This window comes from Pseudidiomarina fusca, assembly GCF_032227045.1.
Lineage (GTDB): Bacteria > Pseudomonadota > Gammaproteobacteria > Enterobacterales > Alteromonadaceae > Pseudidiomarina > Pseudidiomarina fusca.
The window spans coordinates 21,258-44,627 of record NZ_JANFPJ010000019.1 but is presented as its reverse complement, the minus strand read 5'-3'; the positions used below and the strand labels follow the sequence as shown (position 1 = coordinate 44,627).

Below are 23,370 nucleotides of genomic sequence, written 5' to 3'. Positions count from 1 at the left end.
GGCTCTCCTTACTGCTGTGGCGCGGCTGGTTGGCTCGCCAAATAAGCAGCAACGGCATCAATTTGTTCCGGGCTTAGCCGTTTAGCGATGGCCTCCATTAATTGCACCGGATCTGATTGACGTTGCCCTTGTTGCCAAGCTTGTAGTTGTTGCTTCAAGTAACTGGCGTGCTGCCCTGCAATGCCAGGAAAGTTACCATCTACGCCCTGATTGTTGGGGCCATGGCAGCTGGCGCAAGGAGGTAAATAATTATCCCAATCACCTTGTAGCGCGAGTTTTTTACCCAATTCTAATTGGGCTTGAGAAGCCGTTGCAGCAGCAGGTGCTGCTACCGGTAACGTAGCAAAGTAGGCCGCTAAATCTGCCAGTTGTTGCTGATTAAAGTTATCAATGTTCATGGTCATAGCAGGGTTAACGCGTTTACCTTGTTGGAATGCTACCATTTGGCGCAGGGCATAATCGGCATCTAAGCCAGCAATGCGTGGAAAGGTGCCAGCGGCCATCCCTTCGCCATTGGCACCATGACAAGCTGCACAGGGTGCTCCACTACCATCTCCCTGAGTGGCCAAAGCTTGACCATTGGCGGCATCGCCCTTCGCATAGGCTGGCGCCTGCATTAAGCCTGCACACACCCAAGCGGCAAATAATACTTTGATCTTCATCAGTACATCCTTTGTTGGTTGAGCTATTAACCTTCGAACTTTAGCTCATTCTAATATAAAATAGCTACTAAATGTAAGGTTTTGTGGTTGATCGTTTGTTGATACAGGTCATTGCTTGGCCCGGTATCAGTTATTACGACTAACGTGGTCAAAAACCCCCGTAGGAAGGAGACGTCATGATGACATTGGGTGAAATGAATCAATTGGGTAGGGCCGTTGCTGTTGCTGCAGCACTTTTGCTGGCTCCAGCAGCGATGGCGGCTGAAACGTCGCCGACCAAAATTTCGGGGCAGGTGTTTGCTAACTTCAGCAATCTGCAGATAGATGATCAACGCAACTATAATGAAGGTTGGCAACCGGATCTGAAGCGCTTTTATATCGACGTAGAACACTCGTTCAATGCGGATTGGATGCTAAAGGTGACAACTGATGTGCAGTGGCAACGCCAGCAAGACCCTACCGATGTTTGGTTTCGTCACGCCTATGTGCAGCGCAATTGGGACAACGGCTATTACTTAAAGCTTGGTGTCGCTGAATTGCCTTGGATAGATTACGTGGCTCGTAGGGTCGGTTATCGCTACATAGACCCAAGTATTAACCCCAAAAATCAGTTTGCTGGGCCAACCGACTTAGGCGTCCATGTTGGCCAAAAAGGTGATCACTTTTCTTATGGTGTGGCCATGGTGACTGGGGCTGGTTTTAAGAAGCCTAAAGTAGCCGACCAAGTGGATATAGAGGCGGCGGCTATTTGGCATGTTACGCCAACCTTTGATTTAGCCATGGGCTGGTACGAAGGGGCGCGGGCGTTAGACAAAGGCAGTAATATTGATAAGTTGCATAACGCACAACGCTGGAATATGGCTTTAAGCTACATGAAAAAAGGCATGCGGGCAGGTGTTGAGTACGTCTATAACGATAACTGGAAGCAAGTCACATCCGCTACCGAAGATGCCAGTGATGGCTGGAGTGCATGGGCAAGTTATTCTTTTAGTGCCAAACACTCAGCGTTTGTGCGCTACGATATCACTCATCCCAGTCGCCGGCTGAAACCGGAATTGGAGCAAGACTATTTGCAACTAGGGGTAGATTGGAAAGTGATGCCGTCACTAACCCTAGCCCTTGTTGCCAAGCAAAGTGATATTGCTGATGTGATTATCGACCACTCCCAGAACGAAGTCGGGGTGTGGGCGATGTGGAACTGGTAACTAGCACCTAGCCAATTTGCTGTATCGTGCCGGCTTCGACACGATACAGCCCTGAGCTGGTATCCACGTAGATCTTTTGTTGATGAAACAAACTTAAAAACACATGAAACTCATTTGGATAAGCAGAAGCTGAATGGCTAGCAAATAATGAGCCAGTCTGGGTGAGTGGCACATCTAAACAACCCCGCGATGACAAGCTGGAATCGTATTCACCATTGGCTTTTTGAATCAATTTAAGGTGTCGTCCAAACACCACTGTGTCGGCATCGTCACTGAACTTGATGGCATACCAATAGGTGCTGCCATTGGTATCATCGGCTACCCCTAACTCAGTGTAATTGCCGGCACAGTAGAGCGGCCGCAACTCAGCAAAAACCTCGCGCTGTTGACTACTGAACTCTAATTTGTGTGCGCCGCTGGTGTGAGCTTGATAGAGCAAATGGCCTAATCGCTCAACTTCGCGTAGCAGTTCGCGCTTAGTGTCAGCGCTTGGTGCAACCTCAGCTTGATGGGTGCTTTGACAGCCCGCTACCATCAACCAGCTAACTAGGCACAGGCTTAGTAATAATGGCTTACGTAAAGCTAGGTTCATAGAATTACCTCATCAAGCGTTATCGGTTTTCAGCGGTGCTTTATTGTGCTAACTCTAGACGGTTTCGACCCTGTTGTTTGGCACGATACAAAGCTTGGTCAGCTGCTTTAAGTAGCAATTGATAATCGGGATGGCCAGCAAAAGCTGCTAATCCCATACTTACGGTTACCTTAAGCTGCTGCTCGTTGGGTAATAAGAATACTTCTTTTTCTATGACTTTGCGGACCTTTTCGGCCACATTTTGCGCACTATTTACATCCGTATCGACAATCACCAGCAAAAACTCTTCACCACCCATCCTAAACACAAAGTCACCACTGCGACTGTTGTTCATCAAAAGAGTGCTTACTTGTTGCAGTACCATATCACCTACTTCGTGGCCATAATTGTCGTTTGGCTGCCAAATAAGTTATGTAACCAGCTCTGTAAGGAACTATGTAGTTTGTTTTTGACCTGCTGATGCGATAGAAATACTGCCGCCTCGGTATCCGTAAGCAGGCCACTATAGAAAGCGTCGGCGAGGGCTTGGCGGTGCGTTTCAACTAGCTCTAAGGTAGTTTGTAACAGCGAACTTGGGGCATGTTCAATTTGCTCATGCCATTCTTGAATAACTTGCTGATTGATAACTCTATGCACGGCTCTATTCCAACATCGATAGAATGAAAATGGCGTTTAAAAAGAAGGTTATAGTACCAAAGTTAAGCTAATTAGTCTGGTACAAAACCACAAACAATGTAATGCTATGTAGCAGCTTAAAAAAGCCACAAATAAGAGGAACTAACAGATGAAATTATATGAAACAGCAACGGCTCCAAATCCGCGTCGCGTACGCATGTTTATGGCCGAAAAAGGTCTTTTAGAGCAGGTTGAATGCATTGAAATTGATTTAGCTAAAGGCGAGAACCTGACTCCTGAATTTGTGGCTCGTAACCCGATGAAAAAAGTACCTGTGTTAGAACTTGATGATGGTACTTGTTTGGCTGAAACCATGGCGATTTGTCGTTATGTTGAAGAAGCCCACCCTGAAACACTACCGCTGTTAGGAACTAGCCCAAAACAAAAAGCATTGATTGAGCAATGGCTACGCTGGATTGATTTCTATTTTATGATGCCAGTGGGCATGTGCTTTCAACATACTTCCGGTTACTTCAAAGATCGGATGACGTGTTTCCCGGAATATGGCCAAGATTGCCATGGTAAAGCGCAAGAATTTATGGCGTTTTTGGATCAGCATTTAGCCACACATGATTATTTGGTAGGAGATGAGTTTAGCGCTGCTGATATCAATGCTTTTGCGACCTTAGCGTTCGCTCGTGTGGTTAAACTACGCGCAGATAGTAGTCTGCCGAATCTCAGTGCTTGGTACGAGCGGATAGCAGCTCGCCCCTCAGCAAAAGTCTAACCGATGACGGCAGGTAGCTCAGTCGCTAAGCCCATTAGCGTTGCCATCATCGGGACTGGTTTTGGCGGCCAAAGTGCCGCCATTCAGTTGCTCAAACGTGGTCAGCAAGATTTTGTGATGCTGGAACGGCGTTCATTCATGGGCGGCACTTGGTGCCAGAATAGTTATCCAGGCGCGCAAGTAGATGTGCAGTCGCCACTCTATTCGTTGGCGAGTGAGCCTTGTGTGTGGTCGCAAATGTTTGCGAAACAGCCCGAGCTGGCTGCCTACACCGAGCAAGTGATTGAGAAGTACCAACTGCGAGATAAAACTCAATTAGAAAGCCAAGTAACTGAGTTGCGCTGGCTAGCAGAACAGCAATGCTGGCAGCTGACCATAGCGAATAAGCCGGCGGTGTATGCGCGCTCAGTGATTTGCGCGCAAGGGCCACTAAGTAATGCGGTTATTCCTGACTTTAAAGGGCGTGAGCGCTTTCAAGGGGTGAGTTTTCATACCAACCAGTGGCGTCATGACGTGCCTTATCAAGGAAAGCGTGTCGCCGTGATTGGCTCGGGTGCTAGCGCGGCCCAAGTTATTCCTAGTATTGCCAATGAGGTTGCGCAGTTGCATGTGTTTAAGCGTTCACCACACTGGGTGATGCCCCGCCCAGATCGAGTTTTTGGACCCGTAGCACGGCGTCTACTCGCCACTAAGTTGGGTTATCAAACTCTGCGCAAAGCTATTTATTGGGGGCTTGAGTGGCGGGTTTTAGCGTTTAAGTATTCCCATTCACTGATTAAGTTCTTTGCCCAGCGTAAAGCACTTAAACATCTACGTTCACAAGTACAAGATGCCGAACTGCGGGCAAAATTGACGCCAGATTACACCATCGGTTGTAAACGTATTATTGTGTCAAATACGCTGTACCCGGCGTTACAACTGCCGCAGGTGAGTTTGCATGACAAGCACGATGCGATAGCCGAAATCAACGAGCGCGGTATCGTTACCCAGCAGGGGCAGCAGATTGACCTAGACCTGATTGTCTATTCAACCGGCTTTGATGCCACCGATGGGGCGATTGGTTTTGAGATTATTGGGCGTGATGGCAAATCGTTGCAGCAGGCTTGGCAACCTTTTCCGCATGCCTATTTAGGTACCTGTTTGCCGCAATTCCCCAATTTGTACTTGGTGACCGGGCCCAATACAGGTATTGGTCATACGTCCGCGATTTTTGTGATTGAGTCACAGCTAAAGTACATCATGAGCTGTTTAGATCACCTGCGCCAACAACAGGCCACGGCCATTGAAGTAAAAGCAGATGCTGAGCAACATTATACCAGTATGATTCATCGCGAAATGAAGAAAACTGTGTGGCACAGCGGTGGCTGTAACAGTTGGTACAAGAGCAAAAGTGGGCATGTGATCGCCATGTTCCCTGGCTTTAGTTTTACCTTCAGGTGGATGGCCAGCCATTTTAAACCGCAACATCATCAGTTGCTTTATTCGGCCACAACATCGGAGCTATCCTCATGAAAAAAATCATTCCTGCGCTGATTCTCTTGTTGGGCGTGACTTGGCTTGCCACCCAAAGTCCAAGCGTTGGTTTGTGGGTGTATGACCAAACGGCCAAATTAGAAGCGCAGTGGTATGGCTTTAGCAAACGCACGGTGAAGCTAGATGAATTAGAGTTAGTGCTGTATGAGCGTCAAGCCGAGGTAGCTGCTGGCGAGCAAGCGCCGACGCTGGTGTTGTTGCATGGCTACACGGCCTCAAAAGAACTATGGCTGCGGTTTGCTAATCATCTAGACGCAGGCTATCGGGTACTGATACCTGATCTGGCCGGCCATGGTGAAACCGGATACCAACCCGAATGGTCTTATCGCGCCACGGCCCAGGCCGATCGTATCGCAGCACTATTGCAAGCGTTGCAGATAGACCAAGCAATTGTTGCCGGAAACTCGATGGGGGGCATGATTGCCGCTCATTTTGCGTTGCAATACCCAGCTCAAACTCAGGCTTTAATTGTGCTGGACCCTGCCGGTATCACGCCACCGCAACTTAGTGAAACCGAGGCTTTGTTTGCGGCCGGGCAATCGCCTTTTGAGATCGCTAATATTGACCAATTTATGCGGTTTTATCACCTGACTATGGCACAACCGCCGTTTGCACCCGAATTTGTACTGCGAGGTGTGGCAGAGCGTTATATTGAGCGCCGAGGTGCCTACGCACATATTGCGCAGGACTTCAGATTGCATGATAGTTTAGATGAGCGGTTGCCGCAGATTTCGGCACCCACTTTGATTATTTGGGGCGAACGCGATCGTATTCTGAGCGCGAGTGCTGCGCCTTTGTGGCAGCAGGGAATTGCCGCGAGTGAGTTATTGCTATTACCAGAAATTGGGCACATGCCGATGGTTGAACAACCGGCGATAACCGCCGCGCAAGTTGAAGCATTTTTAGCGCGGCGGCTCTAGTTTAATGACTTAATTGTTCGCGATATTTTTTCGCCATATCGCTTACTTGCTTCGCAGTTTTGCCGTCTAGCTCAGCCAGCACTTCTGCTTGCACTTCGTCTGGCGAGGCGTTGCCGCTACTCGACATTTTCACTAACTGAGCACTAACCACAATATTGCTCAGGTCCGCTTGAAACTGGCGTTTTTCTGCCGCTGTCATAGGTGCCGTTACTTCTTTTAATGAAGCTTCATAGGCTTGCTCAGACGATGTATCTAGGCGAGCAGCTGACGAGCCACCTAAGGATAAGCCGTCGCCGCAACCGATCAAACTAAGTGCAAGTAGGCCAGCAGTGAGTAATTTTACTAGGTTTGTCATAGGTCTTCCTTGTTGTCTATTTAGATAAGTTAAAGTTCTGATTTAGTAAGCCATTTAGTTACTGTAGGCGCCTCATAGGCATGCATTTGGGCAATCAGATCCGGTGCATTGCTATCATTTAACAGCAATTGCCGATGCACATCTTTAACAAAGCCTTGCGATACAGTGTTATCTAAAAAGGTTAGTAGGGCGGTGTAATAACCGTCCACATTCAAAAGAGCGCACGGTTTTTGGTGAAAGCCAAGTTGTGCCCAAGTGACGACCTCAAAAATTTCTTCAAGTGTGCCCATGCCGCCTGGCATCGCAATAAAGCCATCAGCAAGTTCGGCCATCATAGCTTTGCGCTCGTGCATGGATGTCACCACATGCAGTTGGGTTAGACCATGGTGAGCAACCTCTTTGTCGACCAGCGCTTGTGGCATAATGCCTATCACTTCACCGCCTTGCGCCAATACGCGGTCGGCAAGTTGTCCCATTTGCCCTACTTTGGCGCCGCCGTAGACCAATCGAATACCTTGCTCAACTAAGGTATCAGCAAGTTCGATGGTAGCGTCAGTGTACACTGGCGAAAAGCCAGGGTTAGAACCACAATAAACGCAAATGGTTGAAAGCTTAGTCATACTTCATCTTCCTTGTGGCGATTAGCGCGTTGATTAAGCGCTTCGCGTTGTTCAGAGCTAATAGGAACCACACTAAGGCGATTACCCTTGGCCACTAACGGGTGATCAGTAAAGGCCGGCATGGTTTTAATGGCAGCTAAGGGAATCACCTCAGTAAACCGTCTTATGTACTGTAAATCAACTGCCACCCAGCGTGGCTTATCAGGCTGACTTTTGCTATCAAAATACGTTGAAGCAGAATCAAATTGCGTTGGATCTGGGTAGGCGGCACGCACCACACGTACCAGACCAGCAACACCAATCTTGGCACAGCTGGAGTGGTAGATAAATACTTCATCACCTATGTGCATGTCTTGCATAAAGTTGCGGGCTTGATAATTACGCACACCATCCCAGCGGATCACCGCTGCTGGCGTTTTGGCAAAATCATCAATGCTGCATTCGTCTGGTTCGGTTTTCATTAACCAATACTGCACGGGATAATCCTTGTTTGAACTTACTAGGTATCTTTATCGGTCACTCACTATAGCTAATAATTTATTGGCAGAATAGCCTGTTTCTGTCATGCTACTTTCATAAACAGGATGAATTTTGTACGCCAAACAATGACATCTTTACTTGAGCAACTACGCGCAGCCACTGCTGCACTTCATAGCCACTTAGACCGACACACCATGATGTCGGAGTTGATGAGTGCGGATTTAACCGAAGCGCGCTATCGGCAGATACTGCAGCACATGTACCCTGCTCATCAGCAGTTAGAAGCGGCGGTGCAGCAGGGCGTGCAGGAGTTGCGATTGGGCTATCCCTTGCAAGCCCGATTGGCTTGGCTTGATGATGATTTAATAAAACTGCAATGTGACATTCCTACAATGGCGGCCGTGAAGAATATGACGAACCAGGCTGAGCTCGCGCATTCAGAGACTATGGCACCCGTAGCCATCGGCTCGCTGCCAGCATTGGTTGGTTGGCTGTATGTTCTAGAAGGATCTCGTCTAGGGGCGGCAGTGATTGCCAAGCGTCTGCAACGCCAATTACCTAACTCACCTTGTAGTTTTTTTTCGCGTTCGATTGCGCCGCAGGCGTGGTCGCAATTTTTGCTGTTTGCACAACAGGTTGCTGCTGCTGATTCCGATGATGTGATTGATGCAGCGCAACAAGCATTTACCAGCTATATTGAGCAGCTAAAGGCGCCATTAGGCGCACCATTAAGACTACCCAAGAGCGCCGAGTATGCAAACTAGCTTGAACCTTACTAAATAAGCCATTGACTGTAATGATAGCCATTGAAAACAACCTATTATTGTTCATTTTTATCTTACTCATAGTCACTATGGCTACGGGTGCTGGCGCCTTGTGGTTTTGGTTGCGAGCACGTTATCAACAACGGTTGTTGAAGCAGTGGGTACAGGCCAACTACGATACTTTGAGCAGTATTGCTACGGACCAACCGCTGGAGCAAAAACTATCGAGAATTTGTGCTCTGCTAGAATCACAAATTCCGTTTAGTTTCGCTTCGGTGATGGTAGCAAATGAGCAGCGCACCAGTTTAAGTGCGGTGGCGACTGCGCGGCTGCCTAAATCTTTGTTTGATGGCTTGCAAATGTTACCTATTGCTAACGGTGTGGGCGCCTGTGGCACGGCCGCCGCGCAAGGGCGTCCGGTGGTGGTTGCCAAGATGCATGAAGACACTCGATTTGAAGCCTTTATGCCATTAATAAAGCAGTTTAAGCTGAGCTCAGCTTGGTCCTTTCCAGTGTATACCGCGCAGCAGCAGCTCTTAGGTACTCTTGCGGTCTACTCCGAGCGCGAGCGGTTACCTAATCAGCAACAACGCGCCATCATTGAACGTAGCTGTGAGCTATTAGCCCTTGTGATGCAACAGCATCATGAACGCTTGGCGCGCGAACGCAGCGAGCAGCGGGCGAATTCATTGTTTGCCTACAACCCAGAGGCAGTGTTTACGTTAGATTTAGAGGGGCGTTTTACTAGTTTAAACGCCGCTGGTGAAGCCTTGGTGCAAGCTTCTGAGCGCGAAATATTGGGCCAGCGCTACGATGTGGTGGTACTTGAAGAAGACAAACAACGTACTCAGGAACATTTTCTCGCAGCTGTGGCGGGGCAGCCGCAGCGCTATGAGATCCGCATTTTAAATAGTGCGGGCCAGCTACGTACCCTCAATATTACCAACATGCCGATGAAGGTGAATCATCAGGTTGTGGGCGTGCATGGGATTGCAAAAGATGTCACCCAGCAACGCGACGATGAAGAGCGCTTGGTGTTGTTCCGCCGTTGCTTAGAATCAAGCACTGATGGCATTGTGATCAGTGATGCACGTAAACCGGGTTATCCCTTAATCTATGTCAATCCAGCGTTTACTCAAATTACCGGTTATTCAGAAGCAGAAATGCTAGGGGATAATTGCGATAAACTGCGCGGTCCGGATACGGATCTTGCTGCTATAGCCGAGATAGATGCTGCTATAGCTCAGCAAATTGAAGCTCGAACGGTGATTAAAAATTATCGTAAAGACGGCAGTATGTTTTGGAATGAATTACTGTTATCACCGGTACGCGATGACCAAGGTGAACTAACCCACTGGGTTGGAGTGCAAACAGATATTACCGAGCGGGTAGAGCGGGAACGTAGCCTCGCTTTTCATGCCAGCCATGATCCTTTAACAGGATTACCCAACCGCAGCATGTTAGAACAGCGTTTACAGCAAGCGCTAGCCGACGACTCCGCAGCTCTAGAATCAGTCTTTGTTTTATTTATTGATTTGGATGGCTTTAAGCCTATCAATGACAGCTTGGGTCATGAGTTTGGTGATGAAATTTTAGTGCAGACAGGGCAGCGTCTGCGTGCCGTATTACCAGCAGAAGACTTGCTGGCGCGCTTTGGTGGTGATGAATTTGTTGCTGTGGTTCAGAGCCAAACCTCAATTGCCGCAGTAACCCAGCTGGCGCAACGATTGCTCGATCAGTTCCTCCATCCCTTTGTGTTTGAACAAGCAGAAGTATCGTTATCGGCGGCGATTGGGATTGCTACTAACGACAGCAGTGTGCGTTATCCCAATCAGCTGATTCAACACGCCGATGTTGCTATGTATGAAGTTAAGCGTCGCGGTAGTAACGGTTTGCAGTGGTTCTCGCCAGTGTTTGATGAAGGTGCACAATTACAAATTCAGCGCCGCTCGCAGTTACAAGAAGCCATTGCGCAGCAACAATTTGAGTTGTTCTACCAGCCGATTGTAAGTGCGCAGGGGGCGATCCATGGGGTGGAAGCCTTGATTCGCTGGAAGCACCCAGAACAGGGATTTATCTCGCCAGCAGAGTTTATTCCATTAGCGGAAAAGACCGGCCAAATCATCGCAATTAGTGAGTGGGTACTTAATCAGGCTTGTATGGATAGCCAAACCTTACGTGAGGCTGGGGTGCCTCATGTGGCGGTGAACTTCTCGCCGATGCAGTTTTATCGTGATGATTTTGTTGAGTCGGTAGAGCGAATCATTAAGCCGTATAACTTACGCCCCGGGCAACTGGTGGCAGAAATTACAGAGAATGTGTTGATGCGCGACAGCAGCCATATCTTTGAGATTTTGCAGCAACTACGCGAATTGGGGCTAGAGATAGCACTAGACGATTTTGGTACTGGCTATGCAAGCTTGAGCTATTTAACTCGGATACCAGCGCAACGTTTAAAAATAGACCGCAGCTTTATTGACAATATTCATCAGAATACAGCCAATGCGGCTATCACCCGAGGCATCTTAACCATGGCCGCGGAGCTTGGCATAGCGACCGTGGCAGAAGGTGTAGAAACCGAGGCGGAGCTAGCCTATTTACAGCGCTACGCCTGTGATTACATGCAAGGTTTCTTATTCTGCAAACCACTGCCGCTGCCAGAATTACTGGCTTGGCTAAACCATAAATAAATTGCGGTACATACGTTCCGCATAATCGTCGGTCATCCCGGCTACGTAGTCGCACAAAATACGATCGGCAGCAGTTGGGCCCCCTTGGCTGCCAGCTTGTAACCAGCGGCTACGGGTATTGCGTGGCAACAGGCGCTCTGGCTCAGTGTGCAAAGCAGTAAATAAATCTAGCAGCATGTTCTGACTACGATAGCGTAATTGCTGAATCGCGGGGTCGTTAATTACATGCTCAAACACCACACTTTTCAAACTATTGAGTAACAGGCGTTCAGCCTCAGGTAAGGTTGCATTATAAGCAATCAAAGGTTGCTCAGCTGCTTCTAGCACCTGCTCTAAGCGAATTGCGGTAACAAAAATATTCACCATCGCGCCAATGGCATTTTTACGCAGATGATGTTCGTTGGCAAAAAGCTGTTGGCCAAGTTGCTGCATAAGTGCTGCCAACTCGTTCGGTAGCTGCACCAAGATTTGGTCTAGATGGCCATGCCATTGGCTTTCATTTAAGGTGCCTGTTACCACCGCATCTTCCAAATCATGCACGCCATAGGCGATATCATCGGCGAGCTCCATCAGGCTCGCATCCAAAGATTTGTGCAGTGAGCGTTGCCATGGTGATTGAGGTAACTGTTGTACTTGTTGGAACAGTTCGCGGTCTTGGTTGCTGAGTGGGTCTAACACCCAGTCGAGCAGATCAGCATCGCATGCAAACAATGCTTTTGCTGGCTTAAACTGGCTCAGGCTGATTGGCTGCGAGGTTGCCGGTGGCGCCGACAACGGCGGCATCAATACCGGATATTTTAATAGCCCCAGTAGGGTACGGCGGGTTAAATCCATCCCATGCTGCGGGTGGTAAGCTTCAAGTTTGCCTACGATTCGAAACGTTTGGCCATTACCCTCAAACCCACCTGCCCCCAACATTTTATAATTGAGTGCCGTTTCACCACCATGACCAAACGGGGGGTGGCCGATATCATGGGCTAAACAAAGCGTTTCCATTAAGTTGAGATCAGGCAGCATAGCGGCTAATTCTGGCGCGCTGACCTGTTGCAACTGATTGATCAGTGAGGCGCCGATTTGTGCGGCTTCGAGGGAGTGGGTTAGGCGCGTTCGATAAAAGTCATTTTCACCCACGTTCATGATTTGGGTTTTCGACTGTAACCGACGAAACGCAGCTGAATGGAGGACGCGGGCACGATCTCGCTGCCAAGCGGTGCGTAAATCACCAGGACGTGGCTGCGGGCCACCGGAACGTCGTTGTTGCCAAATTGCTGTCATGGGTGCTTATCCGTTAAGGGTTTACGCAATAGTACAACATCGCGCGGATGAAGGTGAAGCTGCAAGCCATGCTGGTGTGCCCAGCAACGAAAAGTTTGCTCGTGAAAAAAGCTGATATGGGTGGGGTCATGGCGATACCGCCAGCCTGCAAAGCGTTCTAGTGCGGTCCAGCGTTGGGTCATGATGGCTAACCAGCCACCGGGTTTAAGACAGTCCAACAATTGCTGCATTACGAGGCCCGGTTGGGCCAGGTGTTCGACCACCTCAGTGCAGGTGATAAAATCGTATTGGTGCTGTAACAGTTCCGGCTGATAGGCATAGTATAGATCGTAGTTGGCACAGTGATGACCGTAATCGTTAAGCATGGATGCTAATGTAGGGCCAGGGCCACAACCAAAATCTAACCCTTGTGCTGGCTTTTGATGAGTTTGCTGCAGTTGGGCTACCAGTGGCTGCACTAAGCGGTCTAAAAAGGTGCGATAGCCGACATCTGCGGGACTATTTTGATGCAAGTCGTATTCGGCTTTTTCTTGCTCGGCAGTGAGTTGATCGGCTGCTGCGACATGGATTAATTGGCATTGTTGGCAATGCCAATAGCGCCGCCCCGTGAGTGCGCCTTTTGCCTGTTGATAACATAGCTTAGTGGCAACTGCAGCACATAATGGACAAGCCGGCCCGGCTTGCATGGATGGCATCACCATTTGGCCATCAGGGCAACGGGCACACATGGACGCAATTACGCCCCGCCGCCTTGGCGTTATACATAGCTTGGTCGGCTTGGCGCATGAGGTCTCCTAACTGTTCTGCATGGTAGGGATACAAAGCGACGCCGATACTGGCAGAAACCTCTAAGTGTAATTCGTCAATATGAATAGGTTGCTCTAAGGCGTGGCGGATCCGCTCTGCAACTTGTTTGGCCTCGGCCTCAATCAGGTTAGGATCACGTTCAAAACCATTGAGCAGCGCAGTAAATTCATCACCACCAATACGCCCCGCAACATCATGGTCGCGCAAGGCGCGTTGAATGCGTTGGGCTACGATTTTAAGCAATGAGTCGCCCACTGCATGGCCGTGACAATCGTTGATCGGCTTAAACTTATCTAAATCAATAAAAAGCACGGCCAGTGCTTTGCTGTGATTGTTAGCATGCTTGAGTTGCAGCTCTAATAATTCTTGAAAATGAGCCCGATTAGGCAGCCCAGTGAGCAGATCATAACGGGCCATGTGGGCTAACTTATCCCGGGCTAGTTTGGCCTCGGTGATATCACGTGCAATCCCTAAAAAGTACAAGACGTGGCCGTTTGGGTCGGTAACAGCGGTGCCATTACTGGTATGCCATTGAATGCTGCCATCGGCGGCTAAGACTCGGTATTCAATAGCTGGAATCTTCTCATCTGGATTACCCAATACTTGCTGCAGATAAGTACGGCAAATTTCAATGTCGTCTGGATGGACAAACTTGTCAAAGGTTTGTGAGGCTGATTCATGTACTTGATAGCCCATTTGCTCATGCCAATTAGGAGATAAATATTGGAACTGGCCGTTTGCGGTGAGCGTGAAGATGATGTCGTTGGCATTTTCCACAATGCCCCGAAACAAAGCTTCGCTAGCCTGCACTCGCTTTTCTAATTCTTTGCGCTCGCTGGTGTCGTTGAGGTAACCTGTCCACACTCGATTGCCGTATGCATCTTTGTGCCCACGGTCGTAGGCTTCTAACCAAACCTCTTGTTGGTTAGATTTGAGCATACGGAATTCTTGATGCCAGTAACTGCCGTTACTAGCTGCATGCTCGCTGGAACCAAGCACACCTTCAATATCCTCTGGATGAATACAAGCAAGTAAAGGTTGGGCATCGACTGCTAGATCAGCTGGGTCAAATCCAAACCAATCTTTAATGATGGGGCTAATGTAGGTAAATCTGAAGTGATTAGCGCTATTTGCTTCAAGCCGATAGACCACGCCAGGCAAGCTCTCAATGAGGTCTTGCCAGTCGCGCGCCAGTACTGACTTATCAGTCACGGAAGTTTTCATATTGCAAGGGTTGCTCTATGTCTGATTGACGTAGCAAGGCAATGGCTTCTTGCAAGTCATCGCGTTTTTTACCAGTAACTCGCACTTTGTCCCCCTGAATAGAACTTTGTACTTTGATTTTGCTGGCTTTAATTAATTGCGTGATTTTTTTAGCTAAAGGCTGATCAATGCCTTGTTTAAAGTTGATGGTTAAGCTAAAAGTTTTACCACTGTGAGTGGGTTCATCAGGTATGTCACAGCCGGCTAAACTAATGTTACGTTTAGCGCAATGATTATTAAAAATGTCCTGAATTTGGCGTACCTGAAAATCAGATTCTGAAGTTAAGGTAACACTTAACTCTTGCTGCTCTATGGTGGCTAGAACCCCACGAAAATCAAAGCGTGTAGTGAGTTCACGGGTGGCATTATCCACGGCGTTTTTCAGTTCAACTTTGTCTATTTCAGACACAACATCAAAACTTGGCATGACAAAAATCTCATCGGTTAGTAAGTTGGTGCAGGTTAGGTTCGTATTTAAGTGTGCGAACTTGGACTGCAGTAATGATAGAATATTTGTTAAATATGCGCAGCATTATTTGTCAAAATACCAAGTTCCGCATATAACTGTTAATAACAGCTAGTAAAATTAAGGAGACGTATGGCAGCACATGGAAAGCCCATGATTGTGATAGGTATTGGCGCCTCGGCCGGTGGATTAGAAGCTGTGAGTGCGCTTATTCATGATTTGGACGCTAAACTGCCAGCGTGTTATGTGGTGTTGCAGCACTTATCGCCAACCCACAAAAGCATGATGCCCGAAATTTTGGCACGTGAAACCAATCTTTCTGTGATGTCTTTGCAGCGTTCAACCAAGCCCCGTAGTGGCACCATCTATGTGGTGCCACCCAATAGTAATGCTATCTACCAAGACGGTCGCATCGAGTTGACGCCGGTTAAGCCTGAAATCTCTCCTAAACCCTCGGTAAATTTGTTCTTTAAAACCCTTGCTGAAGAAATGGGAGACCGTGCCATTGGGGTGGTGCTGTCGGGGACGGGTAGCGATGGTACCTTAGGCCTTCGAGCGATTCAGGCTGAAGGCGGAGTGACCATTGCGCAAGATCCTGCTACGGCCAAATATGCGGGTATGCCACAGTCGGCGATTGACGCGGGCTGTGCTGATTTTATCTTAACGCCAGCAGCGATAGCCGCACAAATGCCAGAGTTTATTCGCATGCATTTGAGCGATGACAATAGTATTTCGGAGCAGGTTCTAGAGAGGGTTGTCGAGCTTTTAAAAGAACGCAAACAACTCGACTTCAGTGGTTATAAGACGGGTACTATGGCGCGCCGCATTCAACGTCGAATTGTAGCGACGGGTACGGGGCGGGTTAAAGATTACTTACACTTACTGCAAGAGCATGCCACCGAATTAGATGAATTAGCGCGGGATATTCTGATTTCGGTGACCTCATTTTTTCGCGATAAAGAGGCTTTTGAAAGCTTCAATGGCTTGTTAAAACAGCATTTGCAGCACCATCAACAACAAGAATTGCGGATTTGGATAGCTGGCTGTGCCACAGGTGAAGAGGCATATAGTGTGGCTATGCTAGCCGCCGAGGCGCTGCAGCATCTTGACCAGCCACCCGGGGTGGTCATTTTTGCCACGGATCTCGATGAAGAAGCCCTACGCATTGCTCGCCGTGGCGTGTATCCAGCGGGAGCTCTAGCCGATATTTCACCACGTTTGCTGGAGCGTTACTTCAAACCCTACAACGATCAGTTTGAGGTCAGTAAAATGCTGCGTGATATGGTGGTGTTCGCTAAACACAATTTAGTATCGGATCCGCCTTTTATGCGGGTCGATTTTATTACCTGTCGCAATGTGCTGATCTATTTCTCGCCACAACTACAACGCAAGGTATTACAACGCTTTCATTTTGCTTTAGCTAACGACGGTGTGTTGTTTTTGGGGCGTTCTGAAAGTATCAGTCACGCTGAAGAATTCTTCAGTGTCAGCCATCGCCGTGATCGGCTCTACAGCAAATCGCCCGAGGTGACGGTTACGCCCGAGCTCACCCAAGCTCCTACCAGCGCCAAACCAAACTCCAGTAATCTGATGAAGGTTGATGCTGAGCAGTTGTTACAGCATCTCCATCATTGGTTGCGCCATGTCCCAGCCGCCGCAGTGGTGTGCCAAGCCGATGGTATCGTGGTACGGGCATTGGGCCGGGTCGACCGATTTTTTAAGCAGGGGCCTGCGGCTGAGCGCTTAACCGATTTGCCACTAGCCGCAGTAGAATTGCAGCAGCCGTTATCAGATGTGGGCTTGAACGCGATTGCTAAGGCGTTGCAGGGGCTGGCGCTGAAAGACATTATTCATCCCCGCTTTAGAACTGAACTTGGTAATTTGCTTAGTAACTACGATTGGACTGCCGAGCGTATGTTGGGGCAGACTCACCATGTGGCGGGAGAGCACTGGCAATTGATGGTGATGCCGCTAGCGCACGCTCAAACCAAGTTATTTATGGTCACTGTGTTGCCAGCCTTTATGCCCAATGCGCGTGAGCAAGCCCAAGAGTTAACCCGTAACTCAGCCGCAACCCAGCAGCTGTTGCAAGACGAATTGTTTGCGACCCGTGAGCATCTTCAAGCCATGGTAGAAGAGCTGGCTTCTTCTAATGAAGAAATGCAAAGCTTAAACGAAGAAATGCAAGCTTCTAACGAAGAGATGCAGGCCACCAACGAAGAGCTCGAGGCCGCCAACGAAGAGTTGCAAGCTACCAATGAAGAGCTGATTAGTCTTAACCAAGAACTGAACGTAAAAACAGCTGAGCTGATTGCTCTAAACGATGAATATGCTCATGTTTATGATGCTTTGGAATTTCCACTGTTGGTGTTTGATACCGATGGCAAACTACTGCGTTATAACGCTGCAGCACAGCGCCGACTAGCTTTGCGTGGAAATATGATAGGCCGTGATTTTGCTAAGCTAAAGCTGCCTCATTTTATTCAGAACGACGCCATTAAGTTGTTTGAGCAAGCCTACTCTGAGGGTGATACGGCCCAGCATGTGGTGCGAGGCCAGCAAGAGGTGGTACAAGTGACCGTCACGCCAGGGCTTAATCGACGTGGTGACGTGTATGCGGTGCTAGTGACCTTGATTGATGTCACCGAAATCACTCGCACTCAGGAGCAGTTACAGGCATCGCAACATCAGTTAGCGCAGATCATGGAAAATACCACCATGATATTGGCGTTGAAATCCCTTAACGGCGAGTACTCACTGATTAACCCAAGCTTTGAAAGCATGTTTAACCTAACCGCAGACGACGTATTAGGACGAACAGACTTTGATTTGTTTCCTCACGATTTTGCCGCGTCTATGCTTGAGTGTGATTTGCGTACGGTGCGCTCGTTGAAGTCGGTTACTCATGAACATCACTTAAACAATCAGCAAGGTCAGCAGGTGTATCGCACCGTGCATCAAGCGTTGTTGAACGAACAGGGCAAAGCCTATGCCATTTTAATCGAGGCTGAGGATATTACGCTGCGCAAGAAAGCGGAGCAGCAATTACAAATCGCCGCACGAGTTTACGAACAAGCGGGCGAAGCGATTGTAGTGATGGATCAACAGGGGCTGATTCAGACCGTTAACTCAGCGTTTGAGCATTTAACTCAATTAGTTGAAGCTGATGCGCTAGAGAGTTGTTTTTGGAACTTGGTGTATTGCGAACGTGATGCCGAAAAGGCAGTACAAAGGATAACCACGGAACTCAGCCAAACCGGCTTTTGGCAAGGTGAAGTCTCATTAATGCAGCAGGGTGATGAGGCAGCTAGCAGTGTTGCGGTGTGGTTAACCATCAATAGAATCCAGTCACCAGAATTAGACAGATCTGCTTACGTTGCAGTGTTTGCTGATATTTCTAACTTAAAAGAGTCGCAGCGCAAAGCTGAGTATTTAGCCACCCACGATAGTCTGACCGCCTTACCTAATCGAACCTTGTTACAAGACCGCTTGGGTCATGCTATTGATGTGGCCAAGCGAGATAAATCAGCAGTGGCGTTATTGTTCATCGATCTGGATAACTTCAAGAACCTCAACGATACGCTCGGCCATGATGCCGGTGATGAGTTATTAATTCAGGCTGCAGAGCGCTTAAAGGCAGTTGTGCGAGAAGTGGATACAGTCGCTCGTTTAGGCGGTGACGAATTTACCATTGTGCTAGGTGATGCCACTTTGGGTGCGGCCGAACGCGTAGCGCGGCAAGCCTTGGAGGTATTAAGCCAGCCGTTTGTGATTCAACGGCATCGCCATTACATGAGCGGCAGTATTGGCATCGCTCTCTATCCGGATGATGGCGTGGATACCACCACCTTGATCAAGGCAGCCGATACTGCGATGTACCGTGCCAAGGATAACGGTCGAAATCGCTACGAATTGTATAAAGAAGAGTTGCAATCCCAGCTGTTACGCCACGCCGATGTTGAGAACAAATTACGCGAAGCCTTACGTCGTGGTGATTTGTATCTGGCCTATCAGCCTAAATTTAAAGTGGCTGAGCCTAATCTTATTGTCGGCGCTGAAGCTTTATTGCGCTGGCATCATGACGAGTTAGGACAAGTTAGCCCAGCTGATTTTATTGCCGTAGCGGAACAAAGTAATTTAATTGTCGATGTGGATTTTTATGTAGCCAGCGAGCTGATTCGACAACTAGCCAAATGGCAGCAGCAAGGTATTGATTATCCGGCGATGGCCTTAAATGTGTCGCCCAAGAGCTTTCAGCATGAGGGTTATGTTGACCTGATTTTACGTTTGTTGGAGCAATATAAAGTGCACTCGCTGATGATTCAGATTGAGTTAACCGAGCGTACTTTGGTATCGCAACGGAATTCTGAGTTAGGCAATATTGAACGCTTACGCAATGCGGGTATTCAGCTCAGTATTGATGATTTTGGCACGGGTTATTCGTCGATGAGTTATTTGAAGCGGCTGCCCCTCGCCGAGTTGAAAATCGATAAGAGCTTTGTGGATGGGTTAGCGCAAGAAGCCAACGATGAAGCTATTGCTAAGGCTATTTTAGCGATGGCCCAGGCCTTAGATATTCGTACCGTAGCTGAAGGTGTTGAAACTAAAGAGCAATTAGATTGGTTAGCGACTTATGGTTGTGACTATGCTCAAGGCTATTTATTGGCAAAGCCAATGAGTGCGGATGACTTTGTGAAGCTATTGAAAGGAAGCAAATAAGTGGTAACTAGCGGTGGATTTATTCAAGCCTGTGAGCAAGAACAACTGCACTTGAGTGGCGCCATTCAAAGTTATGGTGCCTTGCTGATTGCGAACAAAAAGACTATTCAGATCACTCATTTATCAAGCAATATTAGCGATTTTATTAGTGGTTTTGATGAGCATTCGGTGGGCCATTTGGTACCAGAAATTTTAGAAGGGCTGATCCAAAATTTTAACGGCACAACGCAGTTTTATGAGAATGAGCTACAGGGGATTAACAGCCGTTTAGACGTTATTTTGAATGCAGTTGATGAGCAACATATGGCCATCGAATTGGTCCCTAGTTTGCCGCACGTGCGCTTGCAGTCAGCAATCAAAGTGTTGCCACCTAGTATAGATAGTGATGCTGTGCTCAATTCAGTTCGCCAGCAGTTGGTTGATTATATCGCCGAACTGACTGGTTTTGAGCGGGTGATGTATTACGAGTTTCTACCCTCGGGCGATGGTGAAGTCATTGCCGAGAGTTGTCAACGTGAGGGCATGGGGAGTTACCTCGGGTTAAGGTTTCCAGCCAGTGATATCCCACAGATTGCTCGCGACTTGTACTTAAAAACGCCGTGGCGGGCAATTTATGATGCCAGTGCGCCAACAGCTTCAGTGATGGGGCATTTTACCCCAGACCTTACTCACAGCCATTTGCGCAGTGTCTCGCCGGTTCATATTCAATACATGCGCAATATGGGCGTCATGAGCTCCGTTAGCTGGTCCATTATTGGGCGTAACGAGCTATCCGCATTACTTTCTATTCATGATGCTGAAGCTAAGGCAATACCTTTACCTGTGATGCAACATTTATGGGAAGTGATCGCCCAATTTAATCTTATGTTGCGCGAGTTTGCTGCGCGTAAACGGATGAATCTACATGCGCGCATGCAAGAACAGTTGAATAAACTCCAAGTGCGAATCAATAGTGCGGAGAGCTTCAGCGATGTTTGGCCGCAGCTAAGTGCCTGGTTGATGAAAGAGTTTAAGCTACAAGGGGTGCTATTGGTGCATGCTAACGAACAATTCACAGCAGGTACTCTACAACTAGAACCCCATGCTTTCAAACAGGTGCAAACGATGCTTTTAAACAGCAAAGAAATGCTGTGGCAAACGGATAACTTGCTCGGTGCGTTGCCAGCTATTGAATTAAGCGAAGTGGCTGGCGTTGCCGCGCTTAATGCATTGCCGCAGAGCCAGCAGGGGTTTCAATTATACCTGTTGCGGAGTTGTGAAACCTATCAGATTTCGTGGGGTGGACGGTCTGATAAGCCGCACGAGCAACAAGGTGAGCTGGCTATTTCACCTCGCCGATCCTTTGAGAAGTGGATAGAAACACGGTTATCTTTCAGTATGCCTTGGAGTGAGGATACTCGACTAAAGCTGATGAAACTGCGGTTACTGCTACAATTACTTAAATAATTTATGGATGTCTAAACGTCTATATTGATAAAGGTCCAAAACCGCGTTAAAGTAGCCCGCAATGGGTGTTTACCTGATCGCAGTTGAAGGACCTTTGTATGTTATCCACACCATGGCCTGTCGCCATAACTCACCAGTGTCAGTTACCAAACGGGGTACTCTACGTTAACGAACACGGTGCTAGCACGGCGCCTGCGCTGCTTATTTTGGGCGGGATTTCCGCTACCCGTGATGCTATTACCGCAGCGGGTGATGGTTGGTGGCAAGGGTTAGCTGCAGCCATTGAGAGCCATCGCTGGCGTGTTTTTACCTTGGATTATGGTGGTGGCAATGGTGACTCTAGCATAGCCGAGGCACCGACCTCGATTGCGGCGCAAGCAGAACTTTGTGCCAGTGCTTTGCAACAACTTGGAGTCACTGAACTAGCGGCAATTGTGGGTGGCTCTTACGGCGGTCTAGTTGGGCTGGAAATTCATCGCCAAGCTCTATTGCCGGTACCACACTTGGCCATCATAGGTGCGGCTCATCGCCCTACCGCACAGGCCGTGATGTTAAGGCATATTCAGCGTGAATTGGTCCGCCTAGGAGATGCCGCTGGCGTGCCAGCACGCGGAGCACAGCTCGCTCGAGCCTTAGCGATGCTCAGCTATCGTAGTGCTGATGCCATGGACCAGTTTTACCCGGATCCGCAAGCAGCGGTGGCTTATATCGAAAGCCGTGGACTGCGTACGGTAACCCGCTCGTTGCCTCGTACGCAGCAATTGTTTGAAGTTTTTGGGCCGGCGTTAGATAACTATCGAATTGATCCTGCCAGTATCACTGCAGCTACTTTATTGCTGGGTTTTGACAGTGATCAGCTGGTACCACCGGCGGTATTGCATGAATTTGCTGAGCAATTGCCTGACTGTCAGGGATGTTGGATCACGCCTTCAAGTTATGGCCACGATGGCTTTATCAAAGATACCGAGCGCTACGCTGAGTTACTGCGGCAGTTTTTACAGCAAGCCCTAGCGGAGGCGTCATGCTAGCCATTATTGTTGTTGGCTGTGGCAATATCGGGCAAACTTGGCTGCAGCAGTTTGCGCCACATCTGCCAACAGTTGCCTACGTGAGCGCAGTGGCGAATACCCTAGGCTTGCGTTTATCGCAGTCGTTAGCGCAAGTTGCTCACAGCGATATTTCTCAGGGGCAGTATCAGCATCCTTATCAGGGTCATCCAGCGGACCAAGTGCGGGCGCATATCTTGCAGTTGCAGCAGCAAGGGCAGCAGGTTGTGGTGTTAGATTTAACCGCAAGTAAAGCTATCAGTAGGGCCTATCCTGCTTGGATTGCGGCTGGTGCTCATCTTATTAGCGCCAACAAATACGCCGGCTCAAGTCACCCTGATTATTATCGAGAAGTGATCAAGCAGCTTCAGCGTTATCAGCGCCATTGGCTTTACAACACTACAGTGGGCGCCGGTTTACCCATTCAAAAAGCAATTAATGAACGCTTGGCTTGCCATGATGAGCTAAAAGCGATGGAAGGTAATTTTTCAGGTTCGCTAAGTTGGGTGTTTCAGCAGTACCGGCTCGGCGATAAGCTCAGTGATTGGCTCCAGCAAGCCGCCGAGCAAGGCCTCACTGAACCGGACCCACGCTTAGATCTGTCGGGGATGGACGTAGCGCGCAAACTACTGATCTTAGCGCGTGAAGCCGGCTGGCAACTGAAATTAGCGGATATCGAGGTGCATAATCTGGTACCACCGCCGCTGCGACAACTGTCATTAAAGGAATTTTGGCAGCAGCGCCATATACTCGATGATACCTTCGAACGTTGGCGGCTTGAGCATTACCCAGAGGCCACACAATTCTGTTACTTAGGTAGCGTGGCTTTGAACGAGCAAGGGCAGGTACAAGCAGCGGCTTCGTTGCAGCCAATTGCGGCTACGTCAAGCTATGCGCAGTTACCCCCAGGCAATGCAAACTTTATGATTCGGAGTCGTCAGTATTGGCATAATCCGTTAATTATTCAGGGCCCCGGAGCCGGTGCCGAAGTAACCGCTGCTGGTGTGCATAGCGATATTTTAGAATTGCTAAAGCGCTTATAAAAAAGACTTGCGTGTTGGTAAAATCTAATTATTATGGACGTCTAAACATCTAGAAATTTAAATGTCTATAATTGAGGTTTGC

The 23,370-nt window shown here is 48.5% G+C and carries 21 protein-coding genes; 10 read left to right on the top strand and 11 right to left on the bottom strand.

Features of this window, described 5'->3' with window-relative positions; all coding sequences use genetic code 11:
- Positions 1–8 precede the first annotated feature (8 nt).
- The gene (locus NOG12_RS09980; RefSeq protein WP_110075564.1) at positions 9–662 is read right to left on the bottom strand and encodes a c-type cytochrome; all 654 of its coding nucleotides are present in this window, start codon (positions 660–662) and stop codon (positions 9–11) included.
- Between the two features lie 176 nt (positions 663–838).
- On the opposite strand from NOG12_RS09980, the gene NOG12_RS09975 reads away from it, so the two are divergent.
- A complete protein-coding gene (locus NOG12_RS09975) occupies positions 839–1,867 on the top strand; it encodes a hypothetical protein (RefSeq protein ID WP_313933165.1) in 1,029 nt (342 codons plus the stop codon).
- A gap of 7 nt (positions 1,868–1,874) precedes the next feature.
- Here NOG12_RS09975 and NOG12_RS09970 read toward each other — a convergent pair whose 3' ends face one another.
- From NOG12_RS09970 to NOG12_RS09960, 3 genes are read right to left on the bottom strand one after another with little or no spacing between them, the layout of a single operon-like run.
- Complete coding sequence (locus NOG12_RS09970; protein ID WP_153826933.1) at positions 1,875–2,459, bottom strand: hypothetical protein; 585 nt, start codon at positions 2,457–2,459, stop codon at positions 1,875–1,877.
- A gap of 40 nt (positions 2,460–2,499) precedes the next feature.
- Positions 2,500–2,823, bottom strand: a complete 324-nt coding sequence (locus NOG12_RS09965) for a GGDEF domain-containing protein (RefSeq protein ID WP_110075561.1) — start codon at positions 2,821–2,823, stop codon at positions 2,500–2,502.
- Positions 2,824–2,828: 5 nt separating this feature from the next.
- Positions 2,829–3,095, bottom strand: a complete 267-nt coding sequence (locus tag NOG12_RS09960) for a protoglobin domain-containing protein (RefSeq protein WP_153826931.1) — start codon at positions 3,093–3,095, stop codon at positions 2,829–2,831.
- A 148-nt stretch (positions 3,096–3,243) separates the two neighbouring features.
- On the opposite strand from NOG12_RS09960, the gene NOG12_RS09955 reads away from it, so the two are divergent.
- Genes NOG12_RS09955 through NOG12_RS09945 form a run of 3 tightly spaced genes read left to right on the top strand, consistent with a single transcriptional unit; the run spans position 3,244 to position 6,314 of the window.
- Positions 3,244–3,861: a glutathione S-transferase family protein gene (locus tag NOG12_RS09955; RefSeq protein WP_153826930.1), complete on the top strand. Its 618-nt coding sequence runs from the start codon at positions 3,244–3,246 to the stop codon at positions 3,859–3,861.
- A 3-nt stretch (positions 3,862–3,864) separates the two neighbouring features.
- A complete protein-coding gene (locus NOG12_RS09950; RefSeq protein WP_313933164.1) occupies positions 3,865–5,373 on the top strand; it encodes a flavin-containing monooxygenase in 1,509 nt (502 codons plus the stop codon).
- On the top strand, positions 5,370–6,314 hold the full coding sequence (locus tag NOG12_RS09945; RefSeq protein ID WP_153826928.1) for an alpha/beta fold hydrolase: 945 nt from the start codon (positions 5,370–5,372) through the stop codon (positions 6,312–6,314). Before NOG12_RS09950 ends, NOG12_RS09945 begins: the two co-directional genes overlap by 4 nt.
- A 1-nt stretch (position 6,315) precedes the next feature.
- On the opposite strand, the gene NOG12_RS09940 is transcribed toward NOG12_RS09945, so the two are convergent.
- The 3 genes from NOG12_RS09940 to NOG12_RS09930 are packed head-to-tail and all read right to left on the bottom strand — an operon-like array spanning position 6,316 to position 7,765.
- The gene (locus NOG12_RS09940) at positions 6,316–6,669 is read right to left on the bottom strand and encodes a DUF6694 family lipoprotein (RefSeq protein ID WP_110075557.1); all 354 of its coding nucleotides are present in this window, start codon (positions 6,667–6,669) and stop codon (positions 6,316–6,318) included.
- 29 nt (positions 6,670–6,698) lie between these two features.
- Positions 6,699–7,289 (bottom strand): LOG family protein, encoded by a 591-nt coding sequence (locus NOG12_RS09935; RefSeq protein WP_313933162.1) that lies wholly within the window; start codon positions 7,287–7,289, stop codon positions 6,699–6,701.
- The gene (locus NOG12_RS09930) at positions 7,286–7,765 is read right to left on the bottom strand and encodes an EVE domain-containing protein (protein ID WP_313933161.1); all 480 of its coding nucleotides are present in this window, start codon (positions 7,763–7,765) and stop codon (positions 7,286–7,288) included. Before NOG12_RS09930 ends, NOG12_RS09935 begins: the two co-directional genes overlap by 4 nt.
- Positions 7,766–7,894: 129 nt before the next feature.
- Here NOG12_RS09930 and NOG12_RS09925 point away from each other — a divergent pair, with 129 nt between their 5' ends.
- Positions 7,895–8,533, top strand: coding sequence for a biliverdin-producing heme oxygenase (locus NOG12_RS09925; RefSeq protein WP_313933160.1), 639 nt, complete (start codon positions 7,895–7,897; stop codon positions 8,531–8,533).
- 32 nt (positions 8,534–8,565) lie between these two features.
- Complete coding sequence (locus NOG12_RS09920) at positions 8,566–11,223, top strand: EAL domain-containing protein (protein WP_313933159.1); 2,658 nt, start codon at positions 8,566–8,568, stop codon at positions 11,221–11,223.
- On the opposite strand, the gene NOG12_RS09915 is transcribed toward NOG12_RS09920, so the two are convergent.
- From NOG12_RS09915 to NOG12_RS09900, 4 genes are read right to left on the bottom strand one after another with little or no spacing between them, the layout of a single operon-like run.
- A complete protein-coding gene (locus tag NOG12_RS09915; RefSeq protein ID WP_313933158.1) occupies positions 11,209–12,498 on the bottom strand; it encodes an anti-phage deoxyguanosine triphosphatase in 1,290 nt (429 codons plus the stop codon). The two genes, NOG12_RS09920 and NOG12_RS09915, sit on opposite strands and share 15 nt — an antisense overlap.
- Positions 12,495–13,226 (bottom strand): class I SAM-dependent methyltransferase, encoded by a 732-nt coding sequence (locus NOG12_RS09910; RefSeq protein ID WP_313933157.1) that lies wholly within the window; start codon positions 13,224–13,226, stop codon positions 12,495–12,497. Before NOG12_RS09910 ends, NOG12_RS09915 begins: the two co-directional genes overlap by 4 nt.
- Positions 13,207–14,529 (bottom strand): diguanylate cyclase domain-containing protein, encoded by a 1,323-nt coding sequence (locus NOG12_RS09905; protein WP_313933156.1) that lies wholly within the window; start codon positions 14,527–14,529, stop codon positions 13,207–13,209. Before NOG12_RS09905 ends, NOG12_RS09910 begins: the two co-directional genes overlap by 20 nt.
- Positions 14,510–14,995 (bottom strand): YajQ family cyclic di-GMP-binding protein, encoded by a 486-nt coding sequence (locus tag NOG12_RS09900; protein WP_110075550.1) that lies wholly within the window; start codon positions 14,993–14,995, stop codon positions 14,510–14,512. The genes NOG12_RS09905 and NOG12_RS09900 overlap by 20 nt, the downstream gene beginning before the upstream one ends.
- Positions 14,996–15,166: 171 nt before the next feature.
- On the opposite strand from NOG12_RS09900, the gene NOG12_RS09895 reads away from it, so the two are divergent.
- From NOG12_RS09895 to NOG12_RS09880, 4 genes are all read left to right on the top strand, one after another.
- Positions 15,167–19,753 carry an EAL domain-containing protein gene (locus NOG12_RS09895; RefSeq protein WP_313933155.1) on the top strand — a complete coding sequence of 1,529 codons (4,587 nt, stop codon included), beginning with the start codon at positions 15,167–15,169 and terminating at the stop codon, positions 19,751–19,753.
- Positions 19,754–21,199 (top strand): GAF domain-containing protein, encoded by a 1,446-nt coding sequence (locus tag NOG12_RS09890; RefSeq protein ID WP_313933154.1) that lies wholly within the window; start codon positions 19,754–19,756, stop codon positions 21,197–21,199.
- A 98-nt stretch (positions 21,200–21,297) separates the two neighbouring features.
- Positions 21,298–22,227 carry an alpha/beta fold hydrolase gene (locus NOG12_RS09885; protein ID WP_313933153.1) on the top strand — a complete coding sequence of 310 codons (930 nt, stop codon included), beginning with the start codon at positions 21,298–21,300 and terminating at the stop codon, positions 22,225–22,227.
- Complete coding sequence (locus NOG12_RS09880; RefSeq protein ID WP_313933152.1) at positions 22,221–23,288, top strand: hypothetical protein; 1,068 nt, start codon at positions 22,221–22,223, stop codon at positions 23,286–23,288. The genes NOG12_RS09885 and NOG12_RS09880 overlap by 7 nt, the downstream gene beginning before the upstream one ends.
- The last annotated feature ends 82 nt before the right edge of the window (positions 23,289–23,370 follow it).